Origin of the sequence: Dethiosulfovibrio faecalis (assembly GCF_021568795.1) — a bacterium.
Lineage (GTDB): Bacteria > Synergistota > Synergistia > Synergistales > Dethiosulfovibrionaceae > Dethiosulfovibrio > Dethiosulfovibrio faecalis.
This window is the reverse complement of sequence record NZ_JAKGUE010000001.1, coordinates 306,582-324,471: the sequence shown is the minus strand read 5'-3', so window position 1 is coordinate 324,471 and position 17,890 is coordinate 306,582. Positions and strand designations below refer to the sequence as shown.

The following is a 17,890-nucleotide window of genomic DNA, read 5'->3' as shown; positions in this document are numbered from 1 at the left end:
TCACTCCTCGCCGTCGGAGACGTAGAAGGTCTGTCCCCACATGAGTTTTTTACTTAAAAGGTCGTAGTAGTCCCTTCCAGGCAGCCAAAGGGTGTCTACCGCCTTGTTTTTGGCCAAACTTATGTCTATCCTGTCTCCCGGAAGTATCTCGTACCCCAATTGGCCGTCCTGTGTGAGGGTGAGGTCACGACTCTCTCCCTTAGGAGAGAGGGTCAGGACGTCCTCCGGACCGAGCACCATGGGCCTGGCATAGAGAGTATGGGCGCATATGGGGGCCATGATCATGCAGGGTACGTGAGGAGGTACTATCGGTCCTCCCGCCGATAGAGCATATGCCGTCGACCCGGTCGGAGTCGAGGCTATTATGCCGTCCGCCCTGAGGACGCTGGTCGGCTTGCCGCAGACCTTGATATCGACCTCCATTACCCTGGCGAGGGCCCCCTTGGTCAGGACCAGGTCGTTGAGGGCGTATAGGACATGCTCCCTGTGATTCGATCGATAGAGTTCGCCTAGCATGAGCTGTCTTCTTTGGATCTGATAGTCTCCGGCGACTATTTTGAGGACGTCGTCTTTCACGTTTTCCCTGTCACCGGCGGCGAGAAAGCCTAGGCGTCCCAGGTTTACTCCGTAAAGGGCTATATGATCGTCCAATACATAACGGGCGGCCCTAAGAAACGTACCGTCTCCCCCTATGACGATCGCCACGGATATGCCGTCCTTCCAGCCTCTGTCGTTTACCGGCATTCCCAACACGGAGGCTTCCATAGGCGGAAGTCTAAACGTTATTCCGTTTTCCGGTGCCCAGCGCAAAAGCTTAATAGCAGTCTCTATAGCCTTCGGTTTCTGGGTATTGACGATAAGTCCCAAGACCTTATTCTGGGTCATCCGTCCATTTCCCCCTCGTGGGCTTTTTCAACCTCGGCTGCCAGGTCAACGGAGAGCGATGGAACCCCCTTAACTAGATAAAAAAGGAATTCTACGTTCCCCTTGGGGCCTTTTATGGGAGATGGGATACAGCCACGAAGCCCCAGGTTCGTATCGGAAGAGATGAAGTCGTTCAGTTCTCTCAGGATATCCAAATGTAGCTTGGACGATTTCACCACTCCACCCTTCCCGATCCTATCTCGCCCTGCCTCGAATTGAGGCTTTACCAAGGTCAAGATCTCTCCGCCGTCGGGAAGGATCCTCTCGAGCGCAGGTAGCAGGAGCCTTATCGAGATGAAAGAGGCGTCCATGACGGCCAGTGACGGCAGAGGCGAGAAATCCTCCGGGACGATGTACCTCGCGTTCGTCCTCTCCATTATGACGACCCTGGGGTCGGTCCTCAACCTCCAATGAAGCTGCCCGTACCCCACGTCCACGGCATAGACCTTTTCCGCCCCTCTGGAAAGCAGGACATCGGTAAAGCCTCCGGTGGAAGCCCCTACATCCAGACAGACCCTACCCTCTGGAGACACGGGAAAAGCCTCCAATCCTCCCAGAAGTTTGTAAGCTCCACGACTTGCCCACTCCGTGCGCCCTTTGGCTTTAAGTTCGACCAGGTCATCCAGGTCTACAGGAGTACCGGCCTTATCCGCGACCTCGCCGTTCAACAGTACCTCGCCGCTCATGATAACGGCCTGAGCTCGACTTCTCGTCTCTGAGAGACCCAGCTCGACCATCCTTTTATCCAGTCTTTCTTTCCGTTTTTTCACCGCAAAAAGACACCGCCTTCTCCAGGGTCATGCCACATATATCCCATTGATCCTCAACCGTCCCATGAGGAAGGAAGGCTTTTTTCACTCCCATACGGTGAATGGACACGTCGGCGTTGAGCTCCGCAGCTCTGGCCGCTATAGCCTCTCCTATGCCTCCGTCCAGATAGCCATCCTCGGCGGTTACCACAGTGCCGCCTCTCAGAAGAAGGGGATCCAGGGTCTCATAGTCCAGAGGGGCGATGGTTCTCAGATCCACCAGGCCAGGAGAAGGATAAAGCCTCCTTATGGCCTCGTCTCTGGCCTGGGCTAGGAAATTCACTGTCTTCCCTATGCCCATATAGGTGACCTCTCCCAGCGAGGGATAGAGTATTTCCGCCTTAAGCCCCTGCACCGATATCGATCCCTCTCGACAAAGAGAGGTAACCACCGCTCCTCTGGGGTACCTTATAGCGGTAGGCCCATCTCTATTCATCGCTTCGGCGATCATGGCTTTAAGATCCACCAGATCTCTGGGAGCCTGAACGACCAGGTTCGGTATCATTCGACACCATCCGATATCGAAGAGTCCCTGATGGGTCTCTCCGTCCTCTCCGACCATGCCGGCTCGGTCTATGGCAAATAAGACCGGTAGATTTTGGAGGCAGACGTCCAGGGCCATCTGATCCATCGCCCTTTGAAGAAAGGTGGAATATATGAAAGCGACCGGTTTAAGCCCCCCTGCCGCCATTCCGGCGGCCATGGTAACCATGTGTTCTTCGGCTATCCCCACGTCGAAAAAACGATCGGGAAAGCTTTCCGCAAAACCGTTGAGCTTAGATCCTTCTTTCATCGCAGGGGTGAGGGCCACGACACGAGGATCCCTTTCCGCCAGATCTCCGATTTCGTCCGCTACGGCCTGACTCCAGCTTTTTGAGGCCTTCTTCAACCGGGATAGGGCGGAAGGGACTCCGTGATAAACGCTCGGCTCCCTCTCTGCGATCTCGAGACCTCTTCCCTTTTGGGTTATGAGATGGATCAGCACCGATTTATCGAACTTCTTTGCGAGGGAGAAGATCAAGTCCATCTCCTCCACCGAGTGTCCGTCGAAAGGCCCCCAGTAATCTATATCAAGGGAATCGAAGATGTTTTCCGGCTTCACCAGGCTTTTTATCTGATCCTTTGCCTTCCCCAAGATGTGCTCAATGGTCTCCCCCTTAGGGATGCCTTTGCAACACTCCTTGATGGCCTTCTTGAACTTGCGGTAGTAGGGATTGGCGCTGAGGTGAGCGAAATGGTTCGCAGCGCCACCGATTCTGGGGCTTATAGCCATGTCGTTATCGTTCAGGACGAATATTACCTTGGTATCCGCTTCCTTGAGGTGGTTCAAAGCCTCGAAAGCCATCCCGTTTATTATGGAACCATCCCCTATTATCGCCACGACCTCGTGATCTTCCTTCAGGAGGTCTCTGGCCTTTGCGTAGCCTAAAGCAGCGGACAGGGATGTGCTGCTGTGTCCCACGTCGAAATGGTCGCAGGGACTCTCGGATCTCTTGGGAAAGCCGCTGATTCCCCCCAGACTTCGGACCGAGTGGAAACGATCCTTCCTGTCGGTCAGTATCTTGTAGGGATATGTCTGATGTCCCACGTCGAATACGATTCGATCGCTGTAAGGATCGAAGTTCCTCAATATCGATACCGTCAGCTCCACCGCTCCGAGGGACGAGGCGAGATGCCCACCGTTTTCGAATACCACGTCAGTTATCATATCCCTGACGTCTTGACAGAGGACGTCTACATCCGCATAGCTTAATCTCTCCAGTTCATCCGGTCCTTCCATGTTTTCGAGTATAGACATGACCGATCTCCTTTCATCTGGTCCGGTGTTCCAGATAGAGGGCCAGTTCTCTGAGGAAGATGCTACTCTCTCCAAACCGATCCAACGACGATATAGCCCGTTCGGTCCTCTCCTTCAGTCTCCTCATAGCGCCTTCCATGCCGAGATCGCTCACGAACGTCCTCTTGCCGTGAGCTTCGTCTTTTCCCAGAGATTTGCCAAGCTCCTCTTGATCGCCCTTCACGTCCAGTATATCGTCGGCTATCTGAAAAGCCACTCCGAGTTCCAGACCGTAGCTCTCCAAAGCATCTAGATCCTCGACACTTCCTCCCGACAGGATGGCCCCTGTGATCAGAGACGTCCTGATCAAAGCGGCCGTCTTCAAGGTAGATATCTCCGTAGGAGAACTACAGCCCTCTTCGGATCCCTCCGACTCCATATCCAGCACCTGCCCTCCGCATATTCCGCCAGGGCCGATCGATCTGGCGAAGTGAGCCACCGCCTTGACAACGTTTCCTCTGGGAATCTCCGAGGAAAGCTCGGTCAGAGGAAGCTCGAAAGCCTGACATAGAAGGGCGTCCCCCGCCAGTATGGCCAAGGCTTCGCCATAGACGACGTGATTTGTAGGCTGTCCTCTTCGGAGGACGTCGTCGTCCATGGCGGGAAGATCGTCGTGTATCAAAGACGCGGTGTGGACCATCTCCAAGGCCAAGGCCATGGGGAGAACCAGGTCGGACGTTCCTCCTAAAAGCTCTGAGGCCGCCATACAGAGCACGGGACGAAGCCTCTTGCCTCCCACCTTGAGAGAGTAGACCATGGCATCCCACATACGAGGAGGAACGCCCTCGGGGCGAGATTTTACCCAATTTCCCATATACATCTCAAAAATCTCTTTTTTATCTTTCAGCTCTATTTTCAGGATATCAGAGTTCACCATCTTTCGTTGCCCCTTCCAATACAACTGGTTCCCGCCCTTTATCGGTAACCATGGATATGCGCTGTTCAGCTTCGGAGAGAAAACCCTTAGCCTCGGAGACCAAGGATACCCCTCGTTCGAAAAGCTCCAGAGAATCCTCCAAAGGAAGTTTTTCCGTCTCCAGTTTATGTACGATTTCCTCTAAAAGGGCCATCTTTTCGGAAAATCTCATATTTACACTCCCCTAGCTGTAAAGAATCGTTGCCCCTTTCGGCTCTTCTATGATACAATGCTCCAGTCGATTTGAACCTATGTAAGGAGGCCACTATATCATGTCTAAGGTGTGCGACTGTTGCGGAAAGGGGCCGGTAACGGGCAACTCCGTAAGTCACTCCCACAGGAAGACCCGCAGGCGCTGGCTTCCCAACCTTCATTCCGTTAGGGTTGATCTCGGTGCCGGTGAGACGAGAAAGCTTCGCATATGTTCTCGCTGTCTTCGTTCCGGTAAGGTTAAGCGGGCCCTCTAGGGGCCCGCTTCCTTTTTAGGAAAAATCCCCTTCATCTTCCCAGGTGATGTAGACCCCTAAAGCCCCCTTCTCAAGGCTGACGGGTACTTCCTCTACCTCAGGCAAGGGCACGTTGCTTACAGCATAGGGAGTCTCTCTCCTCAGAGAGGCTCTCGAGAGAGGCCACTTCACTCCGGAGACCGAAACTCCCTCCGCCTTGTCGGACAGGGCCAGAAGTGACAGTGCCTTAGGCAGCCTTTTGCCTTTCAGGGAGACCGTACAGGACTCCCCTTCCTTCAAGAAAAACATCAGCTCTCTGTGATCGGCTAAGATGACGGGGGTATGTGTGGAGATATCCGTCTCGAAGGCAGTCATCACCAAACTCCAAAGATGGTCGAATCGCCCTCCCCAACATCCGGTTATTATAAGATATCCTGACGGGTCTCGCCTAGACCTATCTACGGCCAACTGAAAATCCGTAAGGTCCTTGTCGGCGGGATGTCGTTCCAACGGGACATTTTTTTTTTGCAGCCAATCGAGGGAACAACAAGATAGACTGTCGAAATCGCCTAGACATAGATCGGGGACGATACCTGCCTTCACGCAGGAATCGGCACCGGAATCCACCGCCCATAATTCTCGTTCGCGGCAGAGGTCTTCGAGCCAGGAAGATATCGGCTTTCTGCCTCCTGCGACCATGACCCTTCCTCTCCGTCGTTCGTGAAGACCCTCTAAAAACAGGTCTACCTGAGGCAGTTCGACGGCGTTTCTCCCCTCGTCATCAGAGATATTCCTCAAGTATTTCCTCCGCCCTTTCTTCGTCGACGTAGATCTCCCTGGGTTTAGATCCGTCTTGAGGACCTATGATTCCCATCTGTTCCATGGTATCTATCATCCTGGCGGCCCTGGTAAATCCTACCCGCATCTGTCTTTGTAACCTGCTGGCCGAGGCGATTCCACTGCCGAGAACGAGCCTGATCGCCTCTTCCAGTCTATCGTCGTAGGAGAAGTCAACGTTGCCTCCTTTTTTGCCATTTTGTTGGTCCTCGAGCTCAACGTATTCGGGATCCCCAAAAGAACGTCGAAGAGAGTCTATGACCTGTAAGGTGGTATCCTCGTCTATAAAAGGAGACTGGATCCTTATGGGTCTCGGGAATTTAGTGCTGGAAAACAGCATATCGCCCTTACCCAAAAGCTGCTGTGCTCCCGTTACGTCGATTATCGTCCTGGAATCGGTCTGTGACGGAAGGGTAAAAGCCACTCTGGCGGGGACGTTGGCCTTTATCAACCCCGTGATGACGTTGACGGAAGGCCTCTGGGTAGCCAATATCAGGTGGATACCGGTAGCTCGAGCCATCTGAGCCAGGCGACAGATAAAATCCTCCACCTCTTTGGAGGCGGTGAACATCAAATCGGCCAACTCGTCCACCACGATCACTATATGGGGCAGCCTGTCTTTCGGGAGCACCTTTTGATTGTAGCCCGACAGCTGACGCACCCTTGTTCTGGCAAAGACCTCGTATCGTCTCTCCATCTCGCGGACAGCCCAACCTAAAGCGTGTATCGCCTTTTGGGGATCCACGATCGGCTTTGCCAAGACGTGAGGAAGTTTTTCGTATATAGCCATCTCGACTCGCTTGGGATCGACCAGTATAAAACGCAGCTCCGCAGGTGTCCTGCTAGCGCACATGGCGGTTATACAGCTCGTGACGAAGACGCTTTTACCCGAACCGGTCGTCCCAGCTACCAGGAGATGAGGAAGTTCCTCTAATCCCACCACCAAGGGGGATCCGTCTACACGAAATCCCAGGGGGAGAGGGAGTATCACGTCAGAATCGGAGAATTCTCCGGATTCCATCACGGAACGGAGCGTCACAGGGCGCCTTTTCTTGTTGGGAACCTCGATGCCTACGTAGGATGTCCCTGGGATGGGGGCTTCCACCCTCAAAGACGGGACAGCCAGGGCAACTGCGATATCCTTGCTCAGTCCAGCGACCTTGCTGACCTTCACCCCCGGAGCCAATTGGATCTGATACTGTATGACAGTAGGTCCCTCGACGGTATGGGCCAACTCGGCGTCCACTCCGAAACTAGAAAGAGCGCTCACTATGTCCAAACCCTTCTGGCGGAGTATCATCGGATCGTTTCTAGGGTCTCCGGTCTCTCCTGGTCCGAAAAGATCCATCGGCGGAGGAAATGGACCGGTAGGATCAGTCTCCTCCTCCGGGAGATCTTCCTCGTCGATTTCGTCATCGTCCAACTCGTGGTCCTCTTCGCGGTAGGCGGGAGATGCGTCGGAAAAGGATCGTTTTTCCTGGTCATCTTTCTCATCGGAGGAGAAAAAATCATCCTCGTCGTCTTCGCAAAGAATCTCTTCTTGACATCCCTCTACGGGGAGCTTCTCTTCCTCCTGGTCCTCATATGGGTCGTCATTGAGACGTTCGTCCGAATTATCGGAGGACACCGTCCTTATGGATATCTCTGGAAGCGGATCGTCTTCCCAGTCCAACGATACGTCTTCGGAGGGGTCGTATCCATCGGAAAGCGGCCTCTTTGGCAGTCTCGCCCTAAACCGAAGTATCATGCCCTGAATCCAGCCGAGAACGGCCTCGAACCTAATTGTAGAGATACCGTAGAGGTAGGCCGACAACACCGTCAAGGAAATACCTACTATCAGTGTGCCCAAGGCTCCGACCCATTCTACCGACAACCCTGCCAGCATGGTTCCCATGATGCCCGGGGTCAGAATTCTGGGCTGAGGACCGGTCATGGACATTATCCCGGTCAAGATGGCCCCACAGATAAAGAGAAGCCCGGTCCCTCCGATCTGCCTTAGAGGGGAGGTTATCTTTCTACCGGTCCCGAGGGCAAAAAGAGAATAGGCCAGAAAGAGCAAGGGTATCACCGTGGATCCTCCGAAAAGACCCAGGATGAAGTCCCCTAAAGACCGCCCCCAAAGTCCGGTCCAAGGACAGACGAGGGTTCCGACCAAGTAGACGACTAGAAAAAAGGAAAGCATGAAAAACAGACGGAGGGCCAAAACTCCTCCGGTTTTCTCGTTTTTTCTCCCCGATCTTCTTTTCTTTCTTCTTATGATCACGCGATCTTGATCCTGTTCGTTATTCAAGGGCATTAATCTGTCGAACTCCCTCCCACGGTTATATTTTCAACTAAAAGGGCCGGTTGTCCGTCCGTTACGGGGACACTCTGACCACCCTTCCCGCACATACCGGGAAGGAATCGAAGATCCGTTCCGACTCCGACGACACGTCGAAGGACATCAGGGCCGTTGCCGGTCAATATGGCACCTCTTACCGGAACGGTCACCTTGCCTCTTTTGACCAGATACCCTTCGGTGACGTGAAAGACGAAATCACCGGAGGTAGGATTGACCTCTCCTCCGCCCATCTGTCTTACCAGCAAACCGTTGTCGACCGCCCCCAGTAGCTCATCCATAGCGATCTCTCCCGGCTCCACGAAGGTATTGCTCATTCTGACCTGAGGGGGCACTCTGTAGGACGACCTCCTGCCGTTGCCCGTCAAGGGGAAGCCGACCCTCTCTGAGGTCTGTCTATCGGTCATATAGGCCTTGAGCACCCCTTTGTCGACCAGGACGTTTCTTCTCGAGGGAGTCCCCTCATCGTCGACCTCAAAGCTTCCGTACAGACCGGGGATAGAGCCATCGTCGACGATCGTGACGGAAGGAGATGCTATGGTCTCTCCTATCCTACCCCTATAAACAGAGAAATCCTTTTCGACTATATCGGCTTCCATTCCGTGGCCGCAGGCTTCATGAATCATGGTACCTCCCGCCTCTCCGGCGAAGACGACGTCCATGGCTCCGGCAGGGCACAGGGTGGCCTCCAACATGGTTTCGGCTGTTCGCAAGGCCTCCGAGGCGATCTCGTCCAGATCGTGTTTCCTTAAAAGACCGTCGATATCGGTCATCTGGGCTACTACCCTCGATCCGGTCTGAAGATATCCGTCTTTCTCGGCCACTACGTTGACGCTGTACATGGAATAACGTCTTTTATCTCTACAGACGGAACCGTCCTCTCGAATTATGAGAACGTTTTTCTCCGAAGACGAAAAAGCTAGACTCACCTGAGCCACCTTGGACGACAGAGATCGGATTTTCCTATCGAGCCTGATCAGTTCATCCCCCATCGCCACAGAGGGCAACACGGGGATTGCCAGTAGACTGTCACCCTCAGGGGCCCTACCTGCGCCGCAACCCCTTAGGGTGGATATCTCTTCCATCACTGTTTTTAAGGCATTTCCATCGGTACCGTTCCTGCTGGCGTATATAGTCTCCTCCCCCCTGAGGAGTCTCGCCCCTATTCCAGAGGAGCTGGAGGAGCCTATGTCCTCCAACCGTCCATCGTCCAAAGTCATATGATGCCCTGAAGAGCTCTGTAGGTAAAGATCCCCAAGAACTATTTCAGATCGGGAACATAGGGAGGACCAATAATCCCTCAATGAATCCATAAAAACAGTCATCGAGATTGTCCTTTTCTATCCTTTTGACTCGGAACGAGAGCGGGCCTCAGTATAGGAGAGATCCCCTTGGGGAGGTAAAATCTACCGTTACCGTAACCGCTCCGGACGGAAAACCAGCCACATCCAGGCAAGACTACATCGAGGCCGACGTGAAAATCCTCCCTGTATTCGACGTAGTCGGGGCCCTCCAGAGAGGCCCAGCAACTCGAACAGGGAAGAGAGAAAAGGTCCTCCCTGTAGGGAGCCAGAAGTTCATGCAATCGATTCTCGGTAGTCCGATGGAAGATCATCTCGTCGGCGGCAAAGGCATCCACCTTTATCCATCCTCGCTCTCCCGCACCGTCTACGACAAACCAGCCTATAGCCCCTAAAGACAGACATTGTCCCGGCTTAAGCACGGTGGAATAACTCTGAAGTTTTTTTTGTGGTATCAGCCCGGTCAGGCAGTCAGCGCACAGCTTCCCTAGCCATGGGTTGACCTCCTTCAATCCAGGCACGTCTACGTAGGTGATAGCGCTATGGCGACTCTTTACCTGGGTTATCCCTAAAGTCGTTCCAGGGAGCCGGGAGATAGTAGGAGTATCGTCCCCCGTCAGTTCGCTCAGAAGAGTGCTTTTCCCTACGTTAGTGGTTCCTAGAAGCAATATTTTACTTCCCGGAGGGAAGGCATCCTCTATCCTATTTCTAAGATCTCTGACGGATTTCCGGTTCAAGGCGGACAGAGGGTATATCCTATGGAGCGGTACCGATAGCCTTTCGGATGCCCAGGAGGCTATTTCTCCTAGAGCGATCCATTTGGATAGGACGTCGCATTTATTTATAACGACGAAAACCGGCTTGTTGAGGTCGGCTACCCAGTCCAAGGCACTGGAGGATATCTCGAACTGACATATGTCCACTACGAGAAAGATTGCGGAACACCCAGAGACCTCCCTGGAGATGTCTCGTTTAATCGAACTGTCCTTTATGGAGGCCTTTTTGAAAACCCCGTAGTGTTTCATCTGAAAGCATCTTTTGCATATTACGTTACCGTCGGGGTCCTTACCCTCCGGAAGATAGCCTGCCCCATCCGGATCGTTTCTCTGAAAACGGGCACCACACCCGGGACATCTCTTATCCTTTAATTCTTCCATGAGGTTCCCCTCCTCGATCTTTCGGATCGTCAATTACGTACCTTCCTTATGGCCCTTCTATGCTGTTCATAGGTACAGGAGAAGATATGACCTCCCGTGCCGTCCGCCACATAGTAGAGATAACCGTGTTCATCCGGCGATAACACCGCTTCCCACGATGCAGCCGAGGGTATGCATATCGGAGAAGGCGGCAACCCCGGTATCCTGTAGGTGTTGTAAGGGGAATCGACCTTCAGGTCCTCGTAGGACACCCTCTTGACGTCTCGTCCATTAAGTTTCAAGGCATAGACAACGGTGGCGTCTATCTGCAAGGGCATCCCTCTTTTTAATCTGTTTTCTATGACCCCGGCGATCACGGTACGTTCCTCGTCTTTAAGGGATTCCCTCTCCACCAGGGATGCCTTTATGGCAAGATCGAAGACGTCTTTGGATGCTTTTGGCATCCGTTTTCCAAGCAAATTCCACCATAGGCTCGAGGCCTGAGAGACAAGAAATTCCGGACTCAGTTCCGGTAGGTGATATGTCTCGGGGAGAAGATAGGCCGCCCTGTAAGCGGGCATGGACGGCAAAAGGTCCACCATCTCTCCGGGGAAAAAGCTCTTGGAAAGCTGGATTTCGTCGTCTCTGGATACGGAATTTTCCTCGAATGGGAAATAGTCGTCCAGTGGAGTTCCGGGAATCAAGGTTATCTTGAACTGCAACGGCTCCTGGTTTAACAGTTGTTCCACGACCCTCCAGCTGGGCCCTGGGATCAGGCTGTAAAGTCCCGGTCTTAGTTTTCTGTCCAGTCCGGATCGGACCATAAAACGAACCAGATTCCCCTTGCTGACAGATATCCCTTCGTCGACGAGATCCTCCGCTATTTGAGATGCCCTCATCCCGGGGGAAATCCTAAAATCAACCGCAGGAGACGAACGGAAGGACATAACACATACATCGTACCACCAATCGGGAAACATAAGCCACAACGTCGCCGCCGATATGGATACGATCAAGGAAACCATACAAAAACATCTAAAAAGCAGCTTCTTTTTTACCTTCATCGGAGCCATCAGTATATAAACATCGCATCGCCAAAGGAAAAGAAGCGGTACTTCATAGACACCGCTTCTTTATAGGCGTTCAACGTCCTCTCTCGACCAGCGAAAGCGGAGACCAGCATCAACAAGGTGCTTTGAGGTAGGTGAAAATTGGTGATCATAGCGTCCACTATCTTAAATTCGAACCCCGGATATATGAACAAAGACGTATCCCTCTCTCCGGAAAGTAAGACTTCAGAATCCACCATGGACTCCAAGGTCCTGACCGATGTGGTCCCTACGGCCACTATTCGTCGTCCTTGAGCCTTCGCTTCGTTTATACGATCGGCTGTATAGGAAGAGATCTGACACCTCTCCCGATGCATCGGATGATGCCTCAGGTCCTCCTCCTTCACCGGTCTAAAGGTTCCCAATCCCACCTGGAGGGTTACGTCCAGTATCTCGACACCCTTTTTCTCTATCCTCTCTATAAGCCCCGGGGTAAAGTGTAGGCCGGCGGTAGGGGCCGCAGCAGAGCCTATTTTGTTGGCGAAGACTGTCTGATAGGCCTCGGGTGAGGCCTTCGAGTTGGTTATGTAGGGAGGAAGAGGTACGGTCCCCACTTCATCTAAAAGAGATGGAACATCCACGTCATCAGGGAAGGTCACAGATCTCAGCCCCTCTGGCCTGATACCGTCCACCTTGACAATGGTCCCATCGGAAAGCTGAACAGAGACTCCCGGTTTCAGCCTTCTACCCGGGCGTACCATAGCCTCCCAGGTCTGTTCGGATAATCTGGAAAGCACCAGAATCTCGGCCTCAGCCTCTCCCTCGACCTTTTTGCCCTTCAGTCGAGCTGCCATAACCTTGGTATCGTTCCTCACCAAAACGTCGTCAGACCTTAGATATTCTACAAGATCGGAAAAGCCCCTGTGATCCAGGCTTCCATCCTCTCTGGAGAGCACCATCAGCCGAGAGCTATCCCTAGGATCTGCAGGGTTTTGAGCTATGAGTTCCTCCGGCAGTCGGTAATCGTAAGAGGATACCTTGAATATGTTTTCTTCCATGAAAAAGAACGAACCTCCAGTTTTTTACGTTACATCCCTATATGAAACAGATCTCTATCGGAGACCGTTCGACGTGACTACCGTACCGGGATAATAGTACTCCACTATCCTTTTGGCGTCCCATCCGGCCAAAGCCAGGGCTCTAGCCCCCCACTGAGATAAACCGACCCCATGTCCCCAGCCCGTCCCCTCTAAGATGAAGGTCCCGTTGGACCGGGAATAACCGCTACTGGGAAAAGGAGATGGATTCGGGGCATTTCGAGTCACGGTTCCTCGCCTCTGATCCAAAAGTTCCCTTTTTTTAGCCGGATCGACCAACATGGCTATCAGCTCTTCCGAGGAGAAAGCTCCCTGTTTGGTCAGAGTCATTATCAAAGACTCTTCCTCTAAGGTCAGCCCCTCGTCCGACCTTGCCGAGTCTTTTTTCGACTTGATCGAATCGAAAGCCTGGCTTTGGGTCCCGGACACTATCTTGAACGCCGTGCTCTTTACGATCTTGCTTCCCACGGCCATACGGAAGCGATGACCGGACATTGTCTTGCTGCCCTTCGTTCCCCTAAGGGTCATCGAGAGCACTCTGCCCGAACCGTCCAGCGAGTTTATCTTAATATCTGTGACGCTTCCGATGGAATAGCCGCCTCTGGCGAGTGCCTTGCCCAACTGAGATCCGCTAAGGCTGATCGACCACCTGGAGTGAGGGGAGTTGGAGGGTACAGGATCCTTCACGGATCGAAGATAGGGAATGGAGCCTCCCCAGACGTCTTCCACTGATGCAGTCGTACCTCCACTGTCTGAGTGAAAGAAGGTCTTGGCCAGAGTCCCCCCGTATTTCACCACCATGCCTTTCGTCTCTCTTACGGCTCGGTCCGTCACAGGATCATGGGCGTTTATCCCCCTATAGGCCTGACAGTGAGGGGTGGCGCATACATCGTACCCCTTGGCTCCGTGACGGCCTATGGATCTCAGGGCGTAGGTCCTGGAGATAATGGCCTGAACCTTCAGCGCCTCCATGGGCCATTTGGGATTGGCCTCCATCTTAAGCACGCCTCTCAGGTAACTCTCTATATCAAGGACGTTTACCACCGATAGCCTGCCGCCTATCGATATCAGAGAAAAAGACCCTAGATAAGGTCTCTTTTCGTATACTATGGGAGACGAGGATATGATCGTCACGGGAGAGACCATGGTTCGCCCCTGGCACATCAAGCGATTTCCTGAAACGGAAAAAGAGAGCGCTTTTTTGCCGGACATAACCGTTCCGTTTTTATCCGACGCCTTTAGCGGAGCTGACGAATAGAGCGACACGGTGGATTTCCCCTCGCCCAACCCCACCTTTATGTCTCTGCTGGCAAGTACGGGAGAGGTAAAAAAAAGGGAAACGAAGGAGATAACCGTCAAAAACAAGACGGTCAGTCTATATCTATTCTGCTTCATTCTGTATCCTCCTCTGTAGGTATGGTCAACTGAGAAGAACGAGGAGGTCGCCGTCCAAGATATTCATAGGTCCTCGCGGTCGCCTTTCTTCCTCTGGGGGTCCTCTCCAAAAGTCCCAGCTGGAGCAGATAGGGTTCGTATATGTCCTCCACGGTTTGAGATTCCTCGTTTAACGACGCAGCAACGGTAGACAACCCGACTGGGCCGCCGGAGAAAAGATCGACCAATGCCTCCAGAATCCTTCGATCCCCGTCGTCGAGACCGAAGCCGTCCAGACCCAACATGGACATGGCTCGTTCGGCAATGGCAGGAGTTATAACTCCGTCTCCCGCGACCTCCGCCACGTCTCTGACTCTCCTGAGGATCCTCAGAGCTATCCTGGGGGTCCCTCTGGATCGACCAGCGATAAGCAAGGCAGCCTCCCCCTCTATGGAGACGTTGAGTACCCCGGCTCCTCTGGATATTATCGACGCAAGCTCTTCCGCAGAGTAGAGGCTTAACTGCTCCACTATTCCGAAGCGGGCCCGAAGCGGCGAGGTGAGCAATCCCAGTCTGGTGGTAGCTCCCACGAGGGTGAACTTTGGAAGAGAAAGACATATGTTCCTAGCCAGAGGGCCCTTCCCCACTATGATATGCAAAGAGAAGTCCTCCATAGCCGAGTAGAGGACCTCCTCGATACTGCTGTTCATCCTGTGAATTTCGTCGATGAAGAGGACGTCGTTGTCCTGAAGGTTGGAGAGTATGGCTGCGAGATCTCCGGTTTTCTCCAGGGCAGGGCCTGTGGTTATCCTGAGATCTCCCCCCATTTCCCTGGCTATGATGCCTGCTAGGGTGGTTTTCCCAAGACCGGGGGGGCCGTAGAACAGAGAATGATCCAACGGTTCCCCTCTCTTTCTGGCGGCCTTGACGTAAATCCTGAGCTTATTTTTTATGGGTTCCTGCCCTGTAAAATCCTCGAGCGACAGAGGACGCAGCGATAGATCGTCGTCTTTTTCGGAGACATCCACTATTCTGTCTTCCATCCGTTCCAATCAACGCACCTCCTAAGCTCCGGAGTTCAGCTCCCTCAACGCCAGCATGATGAGGTCCTCTACACCCAACCCATCGACGGAGCCCCTCTTTTTAGCTATGGTAGCCAGGGCTTCCGAAGAGGACTGCCTCGGGAATCCCAGGGATTCAAGGGCCTCCATAACGGTTTCCGAGTCGGGAACGGCCATCTCCCTCAGGCTATCGGTAGATCCTTCCGGAAGGCCTTCTGACATCTTTTCCTGAAGCTCGAAGCAGATCCTCTCCGCCGTTTTCTTGCCTATACCGGGAACTCCGGTCAAGCTGGAGGGGTCGCCGAAAGAGACCGCCTGCACGACCGCCTCAGCCGTCATCCCTTGTAGTACCTGAAGCGCCAGCTTGCCTCCTATCCCCCTCACAGAGAGCAACCTCAGAAAAACGGCCTTTTCCAGTCCATCCGCAAAACCGAACAGGGTGGGACCGGCATCTGAGAACTGTACGTGACAATGAAGAGAGACCTCTTTCCCCACGCTGCACAGGGAAGAGGCTTTTCTGCTGAGCTGCATCTCGAAACCGAGGCCGCAGACGTCGACGACGGCCATTTGGGTGGTAACATTCAACACGGTTCCGGTAACCATCGCCAACATGGAATCATCTCCTCCCTATAGCGGAAGTAGGCAAAAGGGCCAGTCCCGCCAAGGCGATGGCCAAGGCGTCGGCGGCATCGTCCGGTCGGGGAATCTCCTTTAGGCTCAATATGACCTGGACCATCCTCTGGACCTGAGACTTTTCCGCCCGGCCGTCGCCGCAGACGGTTATCTTCGCCTCCGAAGGTTTCGGTTCCAGAACGAAAAGATCATTTTGAGCTCCCACAAGCAGAGCGACCCCTCTGGCCTGCCATACGTTTTCAGCCGTAGTCGTGTTTCTCCCGAAATACAGTTTTTCCACGGCCATAAAATGAGGGGAGCAGCCGTTTATCTGCTCCCTCAACCCTCTGTAAAGCTCGTCGAGCCTCTGAGGTACCGACATGTCGGAAGGGGTTTCCAGACACCCGAAGGAACAGGCCCTGTACTTACTTCCGATTTGCTCAACTACCCCAAAGCCCATTCGGCCTATTCCAGGGTCTACCCCTAGACAGCGAATCGGATCACTCGACCTGGTCCATGATTTCTTCGGGAATGTCAAAATTCGAGGAGACGTTCTGAACGTCGTCGTGTCCTTCCAGAAGATCCATAAGCTTAAGGATCTTTCTGGCTTTGTCGGGGTTGGTTATCTTTACCGTCGTTTTCGGAACGAGCTGGCTTTCCGCCTCATCTATGGCGAATCCCTTGGACTCCAGATCTTCTTTGACTTCGTCCACGACGGAAGGATCCGTATAGACTACGAAACCTCCGTCGTTTTCCACGTCTTCTGCCCCGGCCTCCAGGGCGGCCTCCATCAGATCCTCCTCGTTCAGGTCGTCCCCCCCGATGTTTATGACCCCTCTGCGCTCGAACATCCAGGCCACACAGCCGGTGGCTCCGAGAGATCCGCCGTTTCGATCGAAGATCATCCTTATCTCAGGAGTAGTACGGTTTTTGTTATCGGTCAGGCACTCCACGATGACGGCTACGCCTTCGGGGCCGTATCCCTCGTAAGCCAGCTCTTCGTAGGTAGCTCCCTCTATCTCCCCGGTGCCTCTCTTTATGGCTCTCTCTATGTTGTTAGAGGGAACACTTGCAGCCTTAGCCCTGTCGAGAGCGGCTTTCAGACGAATGTTGGTAGCCGGATCGCCGCCTCCCTCTTTAGCGGCTATTATGATGGCCTTGATGAGTTTCTGAAACAGGTTTCCCCTTTTGGCGTCCTGTGCGGCCTTCCTGTGTTTGATATTGGCCCATTTCGAGTGTCCTGACATACGATAAATCACCTCGTGCTTTGAATTTCCGTTTCTTTATATACGATCCTCGAAAACTGTACAAGCTTCGGGGAGTTTCCTCTTGTGCTCCGTAATCTTAAATCTCCTGTCGATCTCGTCGGATACTTCACATTTACCGCCTCTGATTATATACTCGTCTATCTGATCGTAGGAAAGCCCCATCTCTTTTTCGTCCGTCTGGCCTTCCCATAGACCGGCAGAGGGAGCTTTCTCCACGATAATCGAAGGTATTCCCAGAAAACGAGCCACCTCCCGGACCTCCCCCTTGGTGAGTTCCGCCAAGGGGAGCAGGTCGGCTCCTGAATCACCGTGTTTGGTGAAGTAACCTACCGTAAGCTCCGCCTTGTTGCTCGTGCCACAGACCAAAAATTTGCGATCCTGAGCCAAAGCGTAAAGAGTAGTCATCCTCAATCTCGGTTTTATGTTGGCGGCGACGAGGCTTTTTTCGTCCAAGTCCAATATTTCGGTAAAACGATCGTATATATCCGATAGATCCACCGAGCTCCATGGCAAGTCAAAGGAATCGATCATAAGATCGGCATGATCACCGTCCTCGGATAGACTGTGACAGGGCATCTTGACCGCCAGCATATTCTCCCCGAAGACTCTTTTGAGAAGAGCGGCCACAACTGCCGAGTCTATTCCTCCGCTCAGCCCGACGATTCCTCCGGCGCATCCGGCATCGTCCATCTTCTCTCTAAGCCAGTCCTCTATGATCCGCACCATCTCTTCTGCCTTTTTTCTCGTTTCTGCCATGGTGTCTCCTCCTTTTATATGGCCCCGCTATTGTATCACATGGCCCAATACGGGAGTGAACGATCCGATACGGGGTCTCTATTATTGTCACCTCAGGGTAGGAGAAAATGGTCCTTCCAAAGTACAGAG

At 53.2% G+C, this 17,890-nt stretch carries 18 protein-coding genes; 1 reads left to right on the top strand and 17 read right to left on the bottom strand.

The window, feature by feature from the left end:
- Genes L2W58_RS01680 through xseB form a run of 5 tightly spaced genes read right to left on the bottom strand, consistent with a single transcriptional unit; the run spans position 1 to position 4,658 of the window.
- On the bottom strand, positions 1-885 hold the full coding sequence (locus tag L2W58_RS01680; RefSeq protein ID WP_236101259.1) for an NAD(+)/NADH kinase: 885 nt from the start codon (positions 883-885) through the stop codon (positions 1-3).
- Complete coding sequence (locus tag L2W58_RS01675; RefSeq protein WP_236101258.1) at positions 882-1,694, bottom strand: TlyA family RNA methyltransferase; 813 nt, start codon at positions 1,692-1,694, stop codon at positions 882-884. The genes L2W58_RS01680 and L2W58_RS01675 overlap by 4 nt, the downstream gene beginning before the upstream one ends.
- Positions 1,666-3,531: a 1-deoxy-D-xylulose-5-phosphate synthase gene (dxs, locus tag L2W58_RS01670; protein ID WP_236101257.1), complete on the bottom strand. Its 1,866-nt coding sequence runs from the start codon at positions 3,529-3,531 to the stop codon at positions 1,666-1,668. Before dxs ends, L2W58_RS01675 begins: the two co-directional genes overlap by 29 nt.
- 13 nt (positions 3,532-3,544) lie before the next feature.
- On the bottom strand, positions 3,545-4,390 hold the full coding sequence (locus tag L2W58_RS01665) for a polyprenyl synthetase family protein (RefSeq protein ID WP_236101256.1): 846 nt from the start codon (positions 4,388-4,390) through the stop codon (positions 3,545-3,547).
- A gap of 43 nt (positions 4,391-4,433) precedes the next feature.
- Positions 4,434-4,658 (bottom strand): exodeoxyribonuclease VII small subunit, encoded by a 225-nt coding sequence (gene xseB / locus L2W58_RS01660; protein WP_236101255.1) that lies wholly within the window; start codon positions 4,656-4,658, stop codon positions 4,434-4,436.
- Between the two features lie 100 nt (positions 4,659-4,758).
- Between xseB and rpmB the strand changes: the two genes are divergently transcribed.
- Positions 4,759-4,953, top strand: coding sequence for a 50S ribosomal protein L28 (rpmB, locus tag L2W58_RS01655; RefSeq protein WP_005662052.1), 195 nt, complete (start codon positions 4,759-4,761; stop codon positions 4,951-4,953).
- A 15-nt stretch (positions 4,954-4,968) separates the two neighbouring features.
- Here rpmB and L2W58_RS01650 read toward each other — a convergent pair whose 3' ends face one another.
- From L2W58_RS01650 to nadE, 12 genes are all read right to left on the bottom strand, one after another.
- Positions 4,969-5,730, bottom strand: coding sequence for a thiamine diphosphokinase (locus tag L2W58_RS01650; RefSeq protein WP_236101254.1), 762 nt, complete (start codon positions 5,728-5,730; stop codon positions 4,969-4,971).
- Positions 5,714-7,972, bottom strand: a complete 2,259-nt coding sequence (locus tag L2W58_RS01645) for an FtsK/SpoIIIE family DNA translocase (protein WP_236101253.1) — start codon at positions 7,970-7,972, stop codon at positions 5,714-5,716. Before L2W58_RS01645 ends, L2W58_RS01650 begins: the two co-directional genes overlap by 17 nt.
- A gap of 92 nt (positions 7,973-8,064) precedes the next feature.
- Positions 8,065-9,420, bottom strand: a complete 1,356-nt coding sequence (locus L2W58_RS01640; protein WP_236101252.1) for a TldD/PmbA family protein — start codon at positions 9,418-9,420, stop codon at positions 8,065-8,067.
- A gap of 8 nt (positions 9,421-9,428) precedes the next feature.
- Complete coding sequence (locus L2W58_RS01635; RefSeq protein ID WP_236101251.1) at positions 9,429-10,565, bottom strand: GTPase; 1,137 nt, start codon at positions 10,563-10,565, stop codon at positions 9,429-9,431.
- 29 nt (positions 10,566-10,594) lie between these two features.
- A complete protein-coding gene (mltG, locus tag L2W58_RS01630; protein ID WP_236101250.1) occupies positions 10,595-11,569 on the bottom strand; it encodes an endolytic transglycosylase MltG in 975 nt (324 codons plus the stop codon).
- 47 nt (positions 11,570-11,616) lie between these two features.
- Positions 11,617-12,651, bottom strand: coding sequence for a tRNA preQ1(34) S-adenosylmethionine ribosyltransferase-isomerase QueA (gene queA, locus L2W58_RS01625; RefSeq protein WP_236101249.1), 1,035 nt, complete (start codon positions 12,649-12,651; stop codon positions 11,617-11,619).
- Positions 12,652-12,705: 54 nt separating this feature from the next.
- Positions 12,706-14,085: a SpoIID/LytB domain-containing protein gene (locus L2W58_RS01620; RefSeq protein ID WP_236101248.1), complete on the bottom strand. Its 1,380-nt coding sequence runs from the start codon at positions 14,083-14,085 to the stop codon at positions 12,706-12,708.
- A complete protein-coding gene (gene ruvB, locus L2W58_RS01615; RefSeq protein WP_236101347.1) occupies positions 14,082-15,107 on the bottom strand; it encodes a Holliday junction branch migration DNA helicase RuvB in 1,026 nt (341 codons plus the stop codon). The genes L2W58_RS01620 and ruvB overlap by 4 nt, the downstream gene beginning before the upstream one ends.
- A gap of 21 nt (positions 15,108-15,128) precedes the next feature.
- Positions 15,129-15,737 carry a Holliday junction branch migration protein RuvA gene (gene ruvA, locus L2W58_RS01610; protein ID WP_236101247.1) on the bottom strand — a complete coding sequence of 203 codons (609 nt, stop codon included), beginning with the start codon at positions 15,735-15,737 and terminating at the stop codon, positions 15,129-15,131.
- A gap of 4 nt (positions 15,738-15,741) precedes the next feature.
- Positions 15,742-16,233, bottom strand: a complete 492-nt coding sequence (gene ruvC, locus L2W58_RS01605) for a crossover junction endodeoxyribonuclease RuvC (RefSeq protein WP_338033054.1) — start codon at positions 16,231-16,233, stop codon at positions 15,742-15,744.
- A gap of 4 nt (positions 16,234-16,237) precedes the next feature.
- The gene (locus tag L2W58_RS01600) at positions 16,238-16,984 is read right to left on the bottom strand and encodes a YebC/PmpR family DNA-binding transcriptional regulator (RefSeq protein WP_236101244.1); all 747 of its coding nucleotides are present in this window, start codon (positions 16,982-16,984) and stop codon (positions 16,238-16,240) included.
- A 36-nt stretch (positions 16,985-17,020) separates the two neighbouring features.
- On the bottom strand, positions 17,021-17,761 hold the full coding sequence (nadE, locus tag L2W58_RS01595; RefSeq protein ID WP_236101242.1) for an NAD(+) synthase: 741 nt from the start codon (positions 17,759-17,761) through the stop codon (positions 17,021-17,023).
- Between the last annotated feature and the right edge of the window lie 129 nt (positions 17,762-17,890).

Bases quoted from the DNA above. Each gene is read 5' to 3' on its own strand.
- queA (WP_236101249.1), bottom strand. From the start codon at position 12,651: ATGGAAGAAAACATATTCAAGGTATCCTCTTACGATTACCGACTGCCG.
- ruvB (WP_236101347.1), bottom strand. From the start codon at position 15,107: ATGGAAGACAGAATAGTGGATGTCTCCGAAAAAGACGACGATCTATCG.
- nadE (WP_236101242.1), bottom strand. From the start codon at position 17,761: ATGGCAGAAACGAGAAAAAAGGCAGAAGAGATGGTGCGGATCATAGAG.
- L2W58_RS01635 (WP_236101251.1), bottom strand. From the start codon at position 10,565: ATGGAAGAATTAAAGGATAAGAGATGTCCCGGGTGTGGTGCCCGTTTT.
- rpmB (WP_005662052.1), top strand. From the start codon at position 4,759: ATGTCTAAGGTGTGCGACTGTTGCGGAAAGGGGCCGGTAACGGGCAAC.
- ruvA (WP_236101247.1), bottom strand. From the start codon at position 15,737: ATGTTGGCGATGGTTACCGGAACCGTGTTGAATGTTACCACCCAAATG.
- mltG (WP_236101250.1), bottom strand. From the start codon at position 11,569: ATGGTTTCCTTGATCGTATCCATATCGGCGGCGACGTTGTGGCTTATG.
- L2W58_RS01600 (WP_236101244.1), bottom strand. From the start codon at position 16,984: ATGTCAGGACACTCGAAATGGGCCAATATCAAACACAGGAAGGCCGCA.
- L2W58_RS01665 (WP_236101256.1), bottom strand. From the start codon at position 4,390: ATGTATATGGGAAATTGGGTAAAATCTCGCCCCGAGGGCGTTCCTCCT.
- L2W58_RS01640 (WP_236101252.1), bottom strand. From the start codon at position 9,420: ATGGATTCATTGAGGGATTATTGGTCCTCCCTATGTTCCCGATCTGAA.
- L2W58_RS01620 (WP_236101248.1), bottom strand. From the start codon at position 14,085: ATGAAGCAGAATAGATATAGACTGACCGTCTTGTTTTTGACGGTTATC.
- L2W58_RS01680 (WP_236101259.1), bottom strand. From the start codon at position 885: ATGACCCAGAATAAGGTCTTGGGACTTATCGTCAATACCCAGAAACCG.
- dxs (WP_236101257.1), bottom strand. From the start codon at position 3,531: ATGTCTATACTCGAAAACATGGAAGGACCGGATGAACTGGAGAGATTA.
- xseB (WP_236101255.1), bottom strand. From the start codon at position 4,658: ATGAGATTTTCCGAAAAGATGGCCCTTTTAGAGGAAATCGTACATAAA.